This window comes from Oxalobacteraceae bacterium OTU3CAMAD1 (assembly GCA_024123915.1).
Taxonomy (GTDB): Bacteria; Pseudomonadota; Gammaproteobacteria; order Burkholderiales; family Burkholderiaceae_D; genus Rugamonas.
The window spans coordinates 1910037-1924594 of record CP099650.1 but is presented as its reverse complement, the minus strand read 5'-3'; the positions used below and the strand labels follow the sequence as shown (position 1 = coordinate 1924594).

Annotated in this window: 13 protein-coding genes and 1 tRNA gene; 7 read left to right on the top strand and 7 right to left on the bottom strand. The window is 61.7% G+C overall.

The annotated features are described in order from the left end of the window. Window positions 1–15: 15 nt before the first annotated feature. A complete protein-coding gene (gene purN / locus NHH88_08150; GenBank protein ID USX15737.1) occupies window positions 16–639 on the bottom strand; it encodes a phosphoribosylglycinamide formyltransferase in 624 nt (207 codons plus the stop codon). A 113-nt stretch (window positions 640–752) separates the two neighbouring features. Then, entirely contained in the window at window positions 753–1139 is a 387-nt protein-coding gene (locus tag NHH88_08145) for a barstar family protein (GenBank protein USX17295.1), read from the bottom strand. A 460-nt stretch (window positions 1140–1599) separates the two neighbouring features. Between NHH88_08145 and NHH88_08140 the strand changes: the two genes are divergently transcribed. The 4 genes from NHH88_08140 to NHH88_08125 all read left to right on the top strand — a co-directional run bounded on the left by NHH88_08140 (window position 1600) and on the right by NHH88_08125 (window position 5160). Continuing rightward, window positions 1600–2115 carry a glycine zipper 2TM domain-containing protein gene (locus NHH88_08140; GenBank protein USX15736.1) on the top strand — a complete coding sequence of 172 codons (516 nt, stop codon included), beginning with the start codon at window positions 1600–1602 and terminating at the stop codon, window positions 2113–2115. Between the two features lie 128 nt (window positions 2116–2243). After that, the gene (locus NHH88_08135; GenBank protein USX15735.1) at window positions 2244–3032 is read left to right on the top strand and encodes a spermidine synthase; all 789 of its coding nucleotides are present in this window, start codon (window positions 2244–2246) and stop codon (window positions 3030–3032) included. A gap of 184 nt (window positions 3033–3216) precedes the next feature. Beyond that, the gene (locus tag NHH88_08130) at window positions 3217–5028 is read left to right on the top strand and encodes a GspE/PulE family protein (protein USX15734.1); all 1812 of its coding nucleotides are present in this window, start codon (window positions 3217–3219) and stop codon (window positions 5026–5028) included. Between the two features lie 56 nt (window positions 5029–5084). Then, window positions 5085–5160 (top strand) — tRNA-Lys (locus tag NHH88_08125). 193 nt (window positions 5161–5353) lie between these two features. On the opposite strand, the gene NHH88_08120 is transcribed toward NHH88_08125, so the two are convergent. After that, window positions 5354–6814 carry a hypothetical protein gene (locus NHH88_08120; protein USX15733.1) on the bottom strand — a complete coding sequence of 487 codons (1461 nt, stop codon included), beginning with the start codon at window positions 6812–6814 and terminating at the stop codon, window positions 5354–5356. 308 nt (window positions 6815–7122) lie between these two features. On the opposite strand from NHH88_08120, the gene NHH88_08115 reads away from it, so the two are divergent. Beyond that, a complete protein-coding gene (locus NHH88_08115) occupies window positions 7123–8133 on the top strand; it encodes an AraC family transcriptional regulator (protein ID USX15732.1) in 1011 nt (336 codons plus the stop codon). Window positions 8134–8152: 19 nt separating this feature from the next. On the opposite strand, the gene NHH88_08110 is transcribed toward NHH88_08115, so the two are convergent. From NHH88_08110 to NHH88_08095, 4 genes are all read right to left on the bottom strand, one after another. Further along, entirely contained in the window at window positions 8153–8863 is a 711-nt protein-coding gene (locus NHH88_08110; GenBank protein USX15731.1) for a hypothetical protein, read from the bottom strand. A 67-nt stretch (window positions 8864–8930) separates the two neighbouring features. Further along, window positions 8931–9752, bottom strand: a complete 822-nt coding sequence (locus tag NHH88_08105) for a dienelactone hydrolase family protein (GenBank protein USX15730.1) — start codon at window positions 9750–9752, stop codon at window positions 8931–8933. A gap of 181 nt (window positions 9753–9933) precedes the next feature. After that, window positions 9934–11184 (bottom strand): hypothetical protein, encoded by a 1251-nt coding sequence (locus tag NHH88_08100; protein USX15729.1) that lies wholly within the window; start codon window positions 11182–11184, stop codon window positions 9934–9936. Window positions 11185–11193: 9 nt separating this feature from the next. Continuing rightward, window positions 11194–12741 (bottom strand): MBOAT family protein, encoded by a 1548-nt coding sequence (locus tag NHH88_08095; protein ID USX15728.1) that lies wholly within the window; start codon window positions 12739–12741, stop codon window positions 11194–11196. A gap of 157 nt (window positions 12742–12898) precedes the next feature. Between NHH88_08095 and NHH88_08090 the strand changes: the two genes are divergently transcribed. Both NHH88_08090 and NHH88_08085 read left to right on the top strand, forming a co-directional pair. Then, entirely contained in the window at window positions 12899–13657 is a 759-nt protein-coding gene (locus NHH88_08090) for an MGMT family protein (GenBank protein ID USX15727.1), read from the top strand. A gap of 111 nt (window positions 13658–13768) precedes the next feature. Next, window positions 13769–14554, top strand: a complete 786-nt coding sequence (locus NHH88_08085; protein ID USX15726.1) for an ABC transporter substrate-binding protein — start codon at window positions 13769–13771, stop codon at window positions 14552–14554. Window positions 14555–14558: the final 4 nt, after the last annotated feature.

The following is a 14558-nucleotide window of genomic DNA, read 5'->3' as shown; positions in this document are numbered from 1 at the left end:
AATTCCTTGGTTAAATTATTTTGTGGTGGTCACATGCTCGTCCACATGGACCTGGCCCTGCTCTATCGTCAACCTGTCCTCGACAAACCAGCGCACCGCGCGCGGATAAATCACGTGCTCTTGTTCCAGCACGCGCGCCGACAGGGTTTCCACCGTGTCGCCGGGCAGCACCGGCACGGCGGCTTGCGCCACCATCGGCCCGTGGTCGAGTTCGGCCGTCACGAAATGCACCGTCGCGCCATGCTCGGCCACGCCGGCGGCCAGCGCCTGCGCATGCGTCGCCAGGCCGGGGAACAACGGCAGCAGCGATGGATGGATGTTGAGCATGCGGCCGGCGTAATGCGCGACAAAAGGCTCCGTCAAAATCCGCATGAAACCGGCCAGCACCACCAGATCGGGCGAAAAGCCGTCGATCACGGTCTGCAAAGCGGCGTCGAACTCGGCGCGGCTGGCATAGTCTTTGTTGGCAACAACAGCCGTCTCGATTCCGTGTTCAGCAGCGAACGCCAGCCCGGAGGCGTCGGCGCGGTTGCTGATGACGGCGGCAATACGGGCGGGCCAGCGCTCGGCTTGCGCCGCGCGGACTATCGCTTCCATGTTGCTGCCGCGACCCGAAATAAGGATGACGATGTTTTTCATAGGCCGACATTGTACCTTGTCCACACGGACCGGACCAGAAAATGCCGAGAATTGCTGCGGCGCAGCAGACATCCGCCCCTGGTTCGAAGCGGGATGCGGAGGGGGATCCCGGCTTACTCGAAGGAGTAAAACACCCGGAACGGAACTTTCTTTTCGGCCCAATAATCGGCAGCGTCGCGGAAGACGTCCAATAGGGTTTCCCGCGCTTCCTTGTCAAATTTCTGGGTATTGGGCAATTGCTCCAGCACCACCAGGAAACCTTCCTGCGTGCCGGCCTTGGCCATGGTGTCGGTCAGCGTCTCGCGCAGCCCGTCAAAATTCTTGCCTATACCTTTAGGAAACAGAAACGATTCCGCGATGATGCCCAGAACTTGCTGCTTGGTCGCGCCGGCGTTGCAGTGCGCGTACAGGAAGTGGTGGCCCAGACGGGCGGCTTCCTCCTGCAACTCGACGACGCGGAAGGCGCGGATCGACTGCACGAGGTTGGGCGGCACGGTCATCAGCAGCGTCTCGTTTTCCTCCATTTGACCTGGTATGTACGGTGTGTCCACTTTGCTGTCGTGAGTGCCTAACTTGTTGATTAATGAGTAAATAATTTGAGCACCTGTCCACTTTACACGGTCCGCTGGTCTAAGCGTGCCGTGGTTGATTCAACATCTTTCTCGAATCCCATACGCATATTAGGGTAACGTGTTGTTCCTTCCAGATCAACACGAATGTGATTGCCCACGCAATATTTGTCAGAAATAGAACAATTTCAGCCTGTTTTGGCCCCAAATCCGCACAATTTCGGCGCGGAATAGCGACGCTGCCGCCGGAAGGATGCCTTGGCCGCTGTTACAATTTGTTGCCACAGATACCGATTAGCCACTGGTCCCGGCCCGCCAACGGGAATACCATAGTACGCATGCAATATCAGAATCCCTGATAAGACACCCCTGACAGACAACGAGGTACCAAATGAACTTGCAAGCCAAATTGATCGCATCCGTACTTTGCGTTAGCGCCCTGCCTTTCGCCCAGGCTGCCGACTTTGAAGATTTCGGCAAGGTGGTGCGCGTCACCCCGCAAGTGGAACAAATCAACCGCCCGCGCCAGGAATGCCGCACCGAATACGTCCAGGTCCAGCAGCCGGCGCCGCAGCGCGGCGTGGGCGGCGCCATTCTCGGCGGCCTGATCGGCGGTCTGGCCGGTAACCAGGTCGGCGGCGGCAGCGGCCGCTCGGTGGCCACCGCCGCCGGCGCCATCGCCGGCGCCGTCGTCGGCGACCGCGTCGACAACCAGAACCTGCCCAACAGCGGCGGCGTGCAGGAACAGCAAGTCAAGCAGTGCCGCACCGTCGACCATTGGGAATCGCGCACCTCCGGCTACGAGGTCACCTACGACTATCGCGGCCGCAACTACACCAGCGTGATGTCGTACGACCCGGGCGAGCGCGTGCGCCTGCGCGTGGTGGTCGAGCCGATGCAGCAGTGATCCACCAGCCGCTTTAATGCCCACAATGCCGGTCCATCGACCGGCATTGCCGTTTTTGGCTTGCCTTGAAGTAAGCCAACGCGGGATAATGCACACAGACCTCCCGCTCCCCTCCCCGACGCCATTCCATGCTGATCAAACGTAAATCCATCGAAAAAGAAGAATCCTCCCGTCCGGCGCGCAAGGCCAAATACGCGCCGGTGACCTTGTCGGAGCAGGATGGCGTGCGCTATCTGCACTTCGGCACGGAATGGGTGCAGGGCGCCATGCGCATGCGCAAGCCCAACTGGCCGGAGCTCGAATACGCGCAGCAAATGATGGCGTGGATGCTGTGGCTGAAGGAACCGGCGGCCATCGCCCAGCTGGGCCTGGGCACGGCCACCCTGACCAAGTTTTGTTACGCGACCTTCCCGTCGGCGTCGGTCACGGCGGTGGAGCTGAACCCGTCGGTGATCGCCATCTGCGCCTCGATGTTCAAGCTGCCGCCGAACGACGCCCGGCTGCGCGTGGTGGAGATGGACGCGCTCGACTACGTCAACGACGAAGCCAACGCCGGCGCGCTCGACGTGTTGCAGGTCGACTTGTACGACGCCACCGCGCGCGGTCCGGTGCTCGACAGCGCCGAGTTCTACCAGTCCTGCAACGCCTGTTTGAAAGACGACGGCATCATGACGGTCAACCTGTTCGGCGACCACCCGAGCTACGCGCGCAACATCAAGGCCATCAAGTTCGCGTTCGAACAGGTGGTGTGCCTGCCGGAAGTCCATGATGGCAACGTCGTCGCCATCGCGTTCAAGCGCAAGCGCGCGATCGACGTGGACGCGCTGGCCGAGCGCGCCACGCAAATCGTCGCCGAGACCAAACTCCCGGCCAAAACGTGGGTCAAAGGATTGGCGCAAAGCCTGGCCGAAGGATGAGAGTTGTCTGAAACACGTAGGGCGGATTAGCGCAGCGTAATCGGCCATGCATGCGCGGCCTGCGGCTCACACATGGCCGATTACGGCGTTCCGCCTAATCTGCCCTACGTGTTTTAGAAGGAATCGAATTAAGCAGCCGCAGTTGCAGGACCGTTCCGCCCAACTTTAGAAAGTGACCGCAACGATGCCTTCCGCCCAGCCCGCCACAAAACCGGCCCCGCTCGATCTGCAGCAGATCTACTCCTGGCTGCTAACCGACGGCATGATCCGCAAGACCGAGGTCAAGGAACTGTACGCGCAAAGCCAGGCCATCCTCAAAAACACGGTCGGCCCGATGCACCCGCTGTGCGCGGTGGCCCACGCCAAGCTGCTGTCGGCGCAGCCGCCACACAAAATGCTCACCCTCGACGCGCTGTGCGAATGGCTGGCTCAGCGCACCGGCCTGCAGTTCATCCGCATCGACCCGCTCAAGATCGACTTCACCAAAGTGGCCGACGTCATGTCGGCCAGCTACGCCGCGCGCTTCAACATCCTGCCCGTCGAGCTCACGCACGACACCCTGGTGGTGGCCACCGCCGATCCCTGCTCGATCGAATGGGAAGCAGAAATCTCCAAGGTCTCGCGCCGCGCGATCCGCCGCGTGATCGCCAACCCGCTCGACATCGCCCAGTACACCACCCAATTCTTCAGCCTGGCCAAGTCGATCAAGAAGGCCAACAAATCCAACGGCAACGACCTCTCGCTGCGCAACAACTTCGAGCAACTGGTCGAGCTGGGCAAGATCAACAAGCAGGTCGACGCCAACGACCAGCACGTCATCAACATCGTCGACTGGCTATGGCAGTACGCGTTCGAACAGCGCGCCTCGGACATCCACCTGGAACCGAAGCGCGAGATGGCGGCGATCCGCTTCCGCATCGACGGCGTGCTGCACCAGGTGTACCAGGTGCCGGCGGTGGTGATGATCGCCATGACCGCGCGCATCAAGCTGCTCGGGCGCATGGACGTGATCGAAAAGCGCCGCCCGCAGGACGGCCGCATCAAGACCCGCACCGCCGGCGGCCAGGAGGTCGAGCTGCGCCTGTCGACCCTGCCGACGGCCTTCGGCGAAAAACTGGTCATGCGCATCTTCGATCCGGACGTGGTGGTCAAGACCCTGCCGGAGCTGGGCTTCCCGCTCGACGACGCCGAGCGCTGGGACGCGCTGACCAAGCGCCCGCACGGCATCATCCTGGTGACGGGGCCGACCGGCTCGGGCAAGACCACCACCTTGTACACGACCTTGAAAGCGCTGGCGACGTCGGAGGTCAACGTCTGCACGGTGGAAGACCCGATCGAGATGGTCGAGGCGGCGTTCAACCAGATGCAGGTGCAGCCGGGCATCGACCTGTCGTTCGCCGACGGCGTGCGCGCGCTGATGCGGCAAGACCCGGACATCATCATGGTCGGCGAGATCCGCGACCTGGCCACGGCCGAGATGGCGATCCAGGCCGCGCTGACCGGCCACCTGGTGCTGTCGACCCTGCACACCAACGACGCCCCGTCGGCCGTGATGCGGCTGCTGGAACTGGGCGTGCCCTACTACCTGCTGGAGGCGACGGTGATCGGCATCATGGCGCAGCGCCTGGTGCGCACCCTGTGCGCCGACTGCAAGGCCGCCGACGGCGAGCTGGGCGACGAAATCTGGCACAGCATCGTCGGCGACTGGGCGTTGCCGAAGCCCGCCACGGTCTACCGCCCGGTCGGCTGCCCGGAATGCCGCCAGACCGGCTACCGGGGCCGTACCGGCCTCTACGAACTGCTGACGGTCACCCAGGCGTTCAGCGAGCAGGTGCGCGAAGAAACCGACATCCACGCGCTGCGGCGCCAAAGCGTGGCCGACGGCATGAAGCCGTTGCGCATCGCCGGCGCGATGAAAATCCAGGAGGGCGCGACCACCGCCGACGAAGTGCTCAAGGTCACGGCCGCGCTGGGGATGAAAGAAACAATAAAATGATTTCAGAAAACCCTTTGCACTTCGCGGAGGGCTGTATATAATACGGCCTCTTTCGGGGGTCGTTAGCTCAGCTGGTAGAGCAGCGGACTTTTAATCCGTTGGTCGCAGGTTCGAATCCCGCACGGCCTACCACCGAATTCGCAGTACAGATCAAGCTTACCCGCTTCGGCGCGTAAGCTTTTTTTGCGTCCCGATGCGGGCCTCATAGGGCCCGCATCCTGCTTTGCATCAGCGTCGTCCGGTTGCAAGGGGCAGTCGCATTGAGTTTGAAATCAATACGTACCGCCCCTTCAGCGGGAAAGTAAAAGTCTCTCCCGATGCGCCATCACAAAGGAATGGCGACCCTGGCGATAACCGGATTTGAAACAGAGTAGTTGTAGTTATACAAAAAGCCGGCGTAGGTCATATTGTGGGAACCATCGGCAGCAAACGTATTTGCCGAATTTGCGGAGACGCCATATGAAGCATCTCCGCTTCCCAGGCTCCAGGTCCATCGAATCGCGCCCGTAGGTCCCAACAGGACCGAGTAGACAAACGATGCCGATACAGGCGATAAGGCCGGTGACGTCATCGGACCCTGGCTCCATCCGCTCAGCAGCATATTGCCGTTGGCGTCGAGCGCAACGCCCGTGTTTTGACCCAAACTCGCAGCGCCACCAAACCCGCTGGCAAACAGCAGCGTACCGGCGCTATTGAGTTTTAAGCCAAACGTATTACTCTCGTTGGACCCGAACGGCGGCAGTACAGGATTGGTCGGGCTACCGCCATAGTTTCCTCCCACGCCGATATTGCCGGCGGCATCCGTGGCTACCGATACGCATTGCATCCCGCCGCTGTAACTGCCGAAATTTTTTGCCCAAACCAGGCCGCCAACGCTAGTGAGTTTGATCACGTAGCAGTTGGTCCCGGCAGGGGAAGGCAGTGCGGGCGTGGTCATCACGCCACCCCAGTAACCGCCGACGATGACGATATTCTGCGCCGAGTCGATGGCGACACCATTCGCAACGGCGGCTGTAGTGGCGCCGCCAAATCGCTGTGCCCATAGCGTATAGCCTGAGACATCAACCTTTATCGCAAACGAGTTATATGCCGCTGGCGCACTGTTGAGCATCGCCAATGAAGGATTGGTGAGATTGGCTCGGTTGAACTGCCCCACGGCCACCGTATTGCCGGCGCTGTCTTGAGCCAACTGAAGGATCGAGGCATTCGCCAGGCTGCCGCCATAGTTTCTGGCCCAAATCATGTTGCCGTTGGCGTCCATCTTCATCAGGAAGGCGTCCGAATTGCCGATCTTCAACATATATGGCGTGGTGACGTTTCCGCCCGAGAAGTCGCCGCCGACGACGACGTTTCCTGACGAATCCAATCCTATCGTTTTGCCGAGGGTCGACGCTGCAGTGCCGCCATAATTGCGTGCCCACAGCACCGCACCTGTAGGGTCAAGCTTAGCGACAAACGCATCTTGTGGGCCGATGGCCGATAACGTAACCCCTCCCATGACCATGTTACCGCCGAGCTTGCTGAAATTTCCGGTCACATAGGTGTTGCCGAATGCATCAGTGGTAGAGGCCGCCGCACGTGTGGCATAGCCTGAACCTTGAGCGTTCTTGGCAAATACGTCGATGAATGTTCCGGCTTGAGCCGGAGTCATTCCAAGCAGTGGCAAGATAGCCAGCGAGAAGAGAACTCCGGTCCGGTGGTTTCGGATGCGTTGGTGGGTTCCTGTAGTGCTGAGCAAAAACCAAGTATGAATTTTCTTAAATAGTTGCTGCGTTGATAAATGCATCCAATGCTCCGAAGTGAGGGTGTCGATGAAAATACAAACGGTAACTAAAATTTCCCATGTGCACGTATTTACTATTTTACAACCGTAAGTGCATCTATAACGATAATTTTCCGCCGAGTCAGCGCCGGGTAAACCCTGCTATAGATTTCCAGTTTGCAATGGCGGTTGAGAGTAATAATCTCGCTAATGATTGCCTAATCCAACGATATATTTGATAACATTTATACCAATCATCATTTTCCCGTGGGGGGGATGGCATCTTGGCGAGCGCGACGAGCCAACGCCCCACATTGACTGGATACCGAGACATGAGCAACCGGACTACGTCGGCCGCCTGGGTCAAGGGGATCTGTAAAGTGTTGCAGGATGAAGGGCTCGACGTGCAATCGCTGTTTAGCCATGCGGGACTGGATATGTCCCAGTTGGGCAATCCGGATATGCGCTATCCAACCGAAAAGGTGAGCCGCTTGTGGGATCTGGTGGTACAGCACTCTCCCAACGCCATGCTCGGCATCGCACAACGCTGTAACGCCTCCGTACCCAACTTCGACGTGGTTGGCTACGCAATGATGTCGTGTTCCAATTTGCTGGCCAGCCTGGAGTGCCTGGTGCGATATGTGCGTGTGGTGAGCGAGGCGGCGTCGCTGGTGTTGCGACCGGAGGTGGGCCGATATTCGATCGAACTGACCTTGTTCGGTGGCGAGCTGGCCGTGCCCCGGCAGCGCAGCGAGTACAGTTTCCTCACTTTGCTGTCTTTCCTGCGCTGGATATCCGGACGGCCGATCGCCCCACTGTTCGTCGAGTTCAGTTACCCGGAACCGGCGCACCCGCGGCTATACCAGGAGGCATTCCAAGGCCCGGTCCGCTTCAACGCCGCCGCGAACCGCGTGGTGTTGTCCGAGCCCGACCTGACGGTGCCGCTGCCCACCCATAATCCCCCGCTGGAAAAGTTCCATGCGCAGTTTGCGCGCCAACGCCTGGCGCGCCTGGACAATCATCGCGTCAGCCGCAAGGTGGGAGACTTGATCGCCCAGAAGTTGCACGGGAGGGAGCCACGGCGCGAAGAAGTCGCGCGCCTGCTCTGTCTTGGCGATCGCACATTGCGGCGCCGCCTGGAGGAAGAAGGGACAACGTTCCAGAAGATACTGGACGACACGCGACGCGATTTGGCGCAACAATACTTCGCGCTGCAGCGTTATTCGGCGGGAGAAATCGCCTATATGCTTGGGTTCACCGACCAGGGCACGCTGTTCCGCGCCAGCCGCCGCTGGTTTGGTGTTTCACCTAAACAGTATCAAGCGCGCTGCGGCGCGCGATGATATCGCCGGCCTGCTGCGATCAACTTGCCGGCGGCGCCTTCGGCTGGCGCAAGCTGTTCATCATTTCCTGCGCACGCTCGGCCTTTTGCCCCGACGTCAGATTGGGATCGTCCTGCGCGGCCATCAACCCGATGAGCTTGCGCGTCATCGCTTCCTCTTCGCCGAACATGGCCTGCGCCGCCTCCGCCCCCAGATAGGAAACCCGCAGGGCGTGCAAATCGTCGAGCAGTTTCAAACGCTCCGGCTCCGTCTCCGGGGCGGTCTCGGGCGGAATGGTATGGGTGAGCGCCTTCGCGTATTGCTGAAACTGCCCCGCCAGCACCTTCAACTCCGCCGCCGCCTGCGGTGGCAAAGCCTTTGACGCCTTGTCCAGATTGGCCAGCAGTGCCGCCGGATTTTCTTCGAGTAATAGTTTCTCGACATTCGCATGGGTATCGGCGTTGAGAAGCAGCTTGCCACGGCTGTCGGCGGCAAAAACAGGCGGCGACATGGTATTCAAGGGCGAGCCCATGGCAACCGTGTTGGCAGATGAAGCGATATCGGCCCAGGCGTTCGGTGCACCAGGCTGGACCTGCCCCGTCGCGCCGGTCTGGCCTTGCGCCGCAGCCGACACCGCGTGGGTATCGGAGCGGCTAGCGCGATCGGCCGGCTGGTCGGTATAGGCGGAAGCCACCAAAAATATTCCCAGCGCGGAAGCCGAGGCGAGCGTAACGACCATCCACTTTTTCATTTCGTGCTCCTGTGCGCCCCTTCGCGGGCGCTAAAGGGGCCATACGGCAGCCCCTGATTTTACTTAATCAAAACGGTCCGGTGGAGCGGAAGGTGGCGAAGCGCGAATCGCCATTCAGGAACTGGCTATAGCGCGTGTCGCCATCAAGAAAGCGCTTCATCCACGCCACCTGCGTGTAGCTTGCCGGTTGACTGGCGGTGCCCGGGAAATAATGGTTGGCGCCCTGGATCACGCCGATCAATTTGTTCGTTGTTGCCGGCATGGCGTTGTAGAACACGGTCGAATGCGAAGATGCCGGCGCGACCGTGTCGGCGGTGCCGGCCAGGTACGCCATCGGCACCGACGAGCTGCCCACGTTGTTGGTCAGCGACCATGGCGCGAAGGCAACGCCGGCCTTGAGGCCCGGGGTCATGCCGGCCGCCAGCATCGCGCCGCCGCCGCCCATCGACCATCCGGCCACGCCCTGCCGGCTGATATCCATCTTGCCCGCCACGGGACCCGTCGTCAGCGCCGTTACAGTGCGCAATGCCGCCAGCAGTTGGTTGGCGCGGCTGGCCGGATAATCGTACACGCTGTTGGTGCTAATCGTCACCACCACGAAGCCGTGGGTCGCCAGGCGCCGACTGATCAGGGCAATCGACGACTGCGTGGCGGTGAATCCAGGACAGACCGCGACGACCGCATACTTCCCGGCGGTATTGGGCGAATACACGGTACCGCCACCGAAACCGCTGCCGCGCACTGTCTGGGTGGACACCGCGAACGGCCCCTCGGCCTGGACGCTGCTGAAGGTCGGCGCGGGACCGTTTTCGACGGCGACGGCCTGGCTGGCTGCGCACGCCAGCAGCAAGGCGGCAATGCCGGATCGCGTCATATTGAATCGTTGCATTGAATGCTCCTGATAGATAGTTGATGGCTGTCTCTTTCCTGCCCATTTGCTCTTTTCGGTAAAGACGCCGAAGCACAGGTCTGGGCCTGTTTGAACGACGGTTGCGTCGTTCGGTCCAGCGTTTTTTACGTAGTGAATTGTCAATGATCAACGCGAAGGACTACTGGCGCACCGGGACAAACTAGTGGCTTTGGGCGGCCAATCGCGCCTGGAAATCCGCAACCATGGCAGCGGCGTCACGGAACATCGCCGGCTCGGCGGCCAGACAGGCCAGGCGTTCGCGCGCGATGCGGTCGCGGTTACCGTTCCAGTTGGCCGCGTTCAGCCGGAAGCCGAATTCCGCAGGCTCGGCCTGCGTGGCCGCCGCGCCGAACACCGTCTCCAGCATCCGCTCGCCGAGCGCCGCCTTGAAGTGTCCCGACTCCCAATACCAGCGGGTGCCGTGCGCGAGGTCGCCCTTGGCCGGGATGGACTCGCATTGCAGCGCACCGTAACCGCTGAAGTCCCACAGCACGACCCGCGCTCCGGGATGGGCCGCGTTGAGCCGGGCAACTTCGCGCAACAGCCGCAGCTTCCATTGTTCGAACACGGGCCATAATCCGGTCTGCTCCAGCATCGCCATCAATTGCGCGTGATACGGATAAATGATCAGATGGATCTCGGTCTTCTCGCGCGCGGCGGCGTCCAGCAATCCGCCCAGGTCGCGCCAGTCGGCGGAACTGTCGCTGCGCGTTCGGACAATGCCGTGCGGCGCCAGCGAAAAGCTGCGCGCGCTCTCCCGCGCCCGTTGAAGGAAAATGGCGTGGTAGCCCTCCTCGCGCGCGATACGCAAATAGTCGAACAGCGGATTGAAGCCGCGCGCCGTCATGGTGCCGGCATTCGCATCGTTCTGTATTCTCAACGTCTTCACGGCGTCGAGCAGCGCGTCCAGCGAAAACACCGTGTCGACCTTCCAGCGATAGCTGGTCAAGCCCGTCGGCGGCGGCTTGTCCGGCGCGTCGATGCCGTCCGGATCTCGCAGGAAATCAAAAAACTCCACGCCCAGCAGCATGGTCGCGGGAGCCGCGCCGGCCGCCAGCAAGCCGTCGAATTGTTCGCGCGATGTGCCAACGCCGGTTCCCGGTATCGCCAGGTTATAGGCCGGGCGGCTTGCCGCGCCGAGTTGTTTGCTGTCCGGATCGATGCCGACATCGACGCGCGAATTGCCCATCAAAACGATGGCCGGCCGCAGCGCCCGCGCGCCGGCCAGCTTGATCTCCGACTGATAGTGATCGGGGCGTGGCTTGACGGCGTTGAAGCCTGCGATATCGACCACGCCGAACAGCCGATAAGGATCGACCACCACGACAAACAGCACGGTCAGCAGCACGCCGGCCAGCAACGAGGCGGCCATCCATTTGATAAATCCGGCGTAGCTGCGGTCCTCTGCCATGCGCGCTTCCTAGAATTGGAAATACAAGAACTCGGCCGGGCGCCCCAACGACAGCAAGCAGGCCAGCATCAGCACGCTGACCACCACCGCCCAGCGCCGGTTCGGCAGCCATGCCAGTGGCACCGCCGGCAATGTCCGCGCGCCGCCCGCCTCGGCGTGAAAATCCAGCGCGGGCTCGTAGCGCCGCATGATCTGCTGCGTGTTCGGCATCGTGAAGCAAATCGCCGCCGCCACCAGCACCCACAACCACGTCTGCACGAAGCGTGTGCCGCCGCCGACGTAAAAGGTGACGCCCAGCTTGTCCAGCAAGGGTTGCAGCACTTGCAGATGGGCGGCCAGCGATTCCGGCAGCGCGATACCGTCGTTTCCGTACATGGCGCCGATAATCGTCAGCGCCCGCGACATATCCGTGGCCCGGAAAAAAACCCACGCAACGCAAACGGCGGCGAAGGTCAGCGCCACACTCGCCAGCCGCCACGGCAGCGCGCCGGTGGGCAGACGCAGGCCCGCCACCAGCGCCGCCCAGGCGTGGTTGATCATCAGATAGGCGCCATGCAGCATGCCCCACACGGCGAAATTCCAGCCGGCGCCATGCCACAAACCGCCCAGCAGCATGGTCAGCATCAGGTTCAGGTAGCGGCGCACCGTGCCCCTGCGGCCACCGCCCAGCGGAATGTAGAGGTAGTCGCGCAGGAAACGCGACAGCGTCATGTGCCAGCGCCGCCAGAACTCGATGATGTTGACCGACTTGTAGGGTGAATCGAAATTGAGCGGCAGACGGATGCCGAAGATGCGCGAGATGCCGATCGCCATGTCCGAGTAGCCGGAAAAATCAAAGTACAGCTGGAAGGCGTAGGCCAGCACCCCGCCCCACGCGACCAGCATGCCCTGGGGGTCGGACTGGTTGAAGAAGAAATTGGCGTGCGGCGACAGGTTGTCGGCGATCAGCACCTTCTTGGCCAGGCCGATGGCGAAGATGCTCAGGCCGACCGCGACGTTAGCGGCCGATAGCCGGTAACTCTCCTTGCGTTCGAACTGCGGCATCATCTCGGCGTGGTGCAACACCGGACCGGCGATCAGGTGCGGGAAATAGGTGATGAACAGCAGGTAGTGGACGAAGCGGTATTCCTTCACCTTGCCCTGGTAGGTGTCGACAAGGAAAGCGATCTGGGTGAAGGTGTAAAACGAGATCCCGATCGGCAGCACCACATGCCACAGCGGCCAGCCGGTGCCGCCGATGGCGTTGACGCCGGAAATGAAAAAGTCGGCGTACTTGAAGTAGCATAGCAACAGCAGATTGGCGCTGACGGCCAGCGCCAGCCAGCGCAACTTCGCCGGGCCGTCGCTGTGGCCGATGCGCCGTCCCGCCAGGTAATTGAAACCAATGGAAGCCAGCAGCAAGGGGATGTATTCGACGCTCCACCAGCCGTAGAAAAACAGCGAGGCCGCCGCCAGCCAACCGGCGGCCAGCACCTGGCTGCGCCGCGCCAACGTAAAGTAGCCCAGCGCTGTTATCGGCAGAAACAGCAGAATGAAGCTGAACGAATTGAAAAGCATATCGGCCCGGCATGGCTGGAGAGAAAGACGCGCGCGGCGCGGCAGTGAGGCCATGCTAAAGTTAAATTATTTAATTGTCTATCAAAAAATATCACCTTTCCTTGGGGTAATTCAATGCGTGCAATCGCGACGGGACCCGCCACGCTATACTGGCCCCATGACCGCCAAGGCAGAACATCTCTTCGTCAAAGCCCGCCACGGCAAGCCCATGGCCGTCGCCGATAGCCTGACGCTGGTCGCCGGGCTTGGCATCAAGGACGACATCAACGCCCACCGGCTCAGCCCTCGCCAAATCCTGGTGACCGCCACGTCGGAGCTCGATGCCCTGGCCCTGCCTCCCGGCGCGCTGCGCGAAAACCTCGTGATATCAACCGACTCCCCCTGGGACTTCCACCCCGGCAGCGCGCTCACCAGCGCCTGCGGCGTCGAGATCCGGCTGACGATGTACTGCGAACCCTGCAAGCAGTTGCTGCCGCTGGCCGCCGACCTGGCCGGCATGATCGGCCGGCGCGGCATCCTTGGCGTGGTCGTCGGCGGCGGCCAACTGCGGCGCGGCGACGTCCTCGAGCTGATCCCCGGCCGCTATCCCGCGCTGCCGGAATCGGTCTACCAAAAATTCCTCGATTTCGTACCGACGATCCCGCGCGGAAGGGTCGTGCGTTACAGCGATGTGGCGCTGGCGATCGGCGCCGACAACAGTTTTGTCCGCGCCATTCCCGGTTACATCAAACGCAGCGCCGACGCCGGCGTGCCGCTGCATCGCATCGTCAGCGCGCGCGGCCAGTTGCTCGCCACCATCCCCGACCAGGCCGAGAGGCTGATGGCCGAAGGCGTGCTGTCGAACGGCACCGTCGAACTCGAAAAATTTCTTTGGCATGGTGAGTACTCGTGCGCTGCACCGCGACCTGTGCAATGACGCGTATCTTGGAACATGCCCGCACTGCTATACTTTCCGGTAGTTAAAAATTAAGCGCCTCAGAAATATCGGAATGGCAATAAAAATGCGACGACTTCATCGAAAGAAAACATGCTGCTGAGGCGGCTGCACATGCCACTGCTGGCCTGCTGGCTGCTGCTCGCGGCCGCCCCGGCCGTGGACGCTGCGGCGGCCGGGCCGGTCGCCACCCTGCGGGTGGCGGCGCAGGCCGGCACCGATCCCAAGTTCATCGACGCCGGAGACGGCCGCGTCATCGGCGTGTGCATCGATATCCTGCGCACCATCGAACGCATTGATCCGGGCCTGGTGTTCGTCGGCGACCAGCAGTGGCTGCCGCTGGTGCGCGCCCACGCCGAGGTGGTGAACCACCAGCACGACGCGCTGTGCGCGATCCAGCGCACGCCCGAGCGCGAAGTGCAGTACAACTATATCGACCTGCCGCTGCTGCCGCTGCGCTTCCATTTGCTCGCGCGCGCCGACGATCCCGTCGTCATCCACAGCTGGGACGACGTGCGCAAACTGGGGGCGAACGGCGTGATCCTGACCAATCGCGGTTTCGGCACCACCGAGGCGCTGGAACGCATCGGCAACCTGCGCTTCAGCGCCAGCGCGGCCGACCCCCTGAACAATTTGCAAAAGCTCGTTGCGCGCCGGGGCCGGTTCTTCCTGCACCGGGGGCCGGGACTGAGGAGTTTCGTGCAGCGCTCCGGCTATGGCGCCAAGGTCAAGATCCTGCCCCAGGTGATGTACCAGACCGAGACCTACATGGCGATGGGCACCCACGTCGATCCGGCGGTGGTGGCGCGCGTGCGGCGCGCCGTCGAGCAGATGGAAAGAACCGGCGAACTGGCGCGCCTGCTGAAGAAATGGGATTGAACGA

What these genes read in the sequence shown, in the direction of transcription:
- NHH88_08085 (USX15726.1), top strand. Translation starts at nt 13,769, where the DNA reads ATGCTGCTGAGGCGGCTGCACATGCCACTGCTGGCCTGCTGGCTGCTG.
- NHH88_08105 (USX15730.1), bottom strand. Translation starts at nt 9,752, where the DNA reads ATGCAACGATTCAATATGACGCGATCCGGCATTGCCGCCTTGCTGCTG.
- NHH88_08120 (USX15733.1), bottom strand. Translation starts at nt 6,814, where the DNA reads ATGCATTTATCAACGCAGCAACTATTTAAGAAAATTCATACTTGGTTT.
- NHH88_08115 (USX15732.1), top strand. Translation starts at nt 7,123, where the DNA reads ATGAGCAACCGGACTACGTCGGCCGCCTGGGTCAAGGGGATCTGTAAA.
- NHH88_08100 (USX15729.1), bottom strand. Translation starts at nt 11,184, where the DNA reads ATGGCAGAGGACCGCAGCTACGCCGGATTTATCAAATGGATGGCCGCC.
- NHH88_08130 (USX15734.1), top strand. Translation starts at nt 3,217, where the DNA reads ATGCCTTCCGCCCAGCCCGCCACAAAACCGGCCCCGCTCGATCTGCAG.
- NHH88_08145 (USX17295.1), bottom strand. Translation starts at nt 1,139, where the DNA reads ATGACCGTGCCGCCCAACCTCGTGCAGTCGATCCGCGCCTTCCGCGTC.
- NHH88_08095 (USX15728.1), bottom strand. Translation starts at nt 12,741, where the DNA reads ATGCTTTTCAATTCGTTCAGCTTCATTCTGCTGTTTCTGCCGATAACA.
- NHH88_08110 (USX15731.1), bottom strand. Translation starts at nt 8,863, where the DNA reads ATGAAAAAGTGGATGGTCGTTACGCTCGCCTCGGCTTCCGCGCTGGGA.
- purN (USX15737.1), bottom strand. Translation starts at nt 639, where the DNA reads ATGAAAAACATCGTCATCCTTATTTCGGGTCGCGGCAGCAACATGGAA.
- NHH88_08135 (USX15735.1), top strand. Translation starts at nt 2,244, where the DNA reads ATGCTGATCAAACGTAAATCCATCGAAAAAGAAGAATCCTCCCGTCCG.
- NHH88_08090 (USX15727.1), top strand. Translation starts at nt 12,899, where the DNA reads ATGACCGCCAAGGCAGAACATCTCTTCGTCAAAGCCCGCCACGGCAAG.
- NHH88_08140 (USX15736.1), top strand. Translation starts at nt 1,600, where the DNA reads ATGAACTTGCAAGCCAAATTGATCGCATCCGTACTTTGCGTTAGCGCC.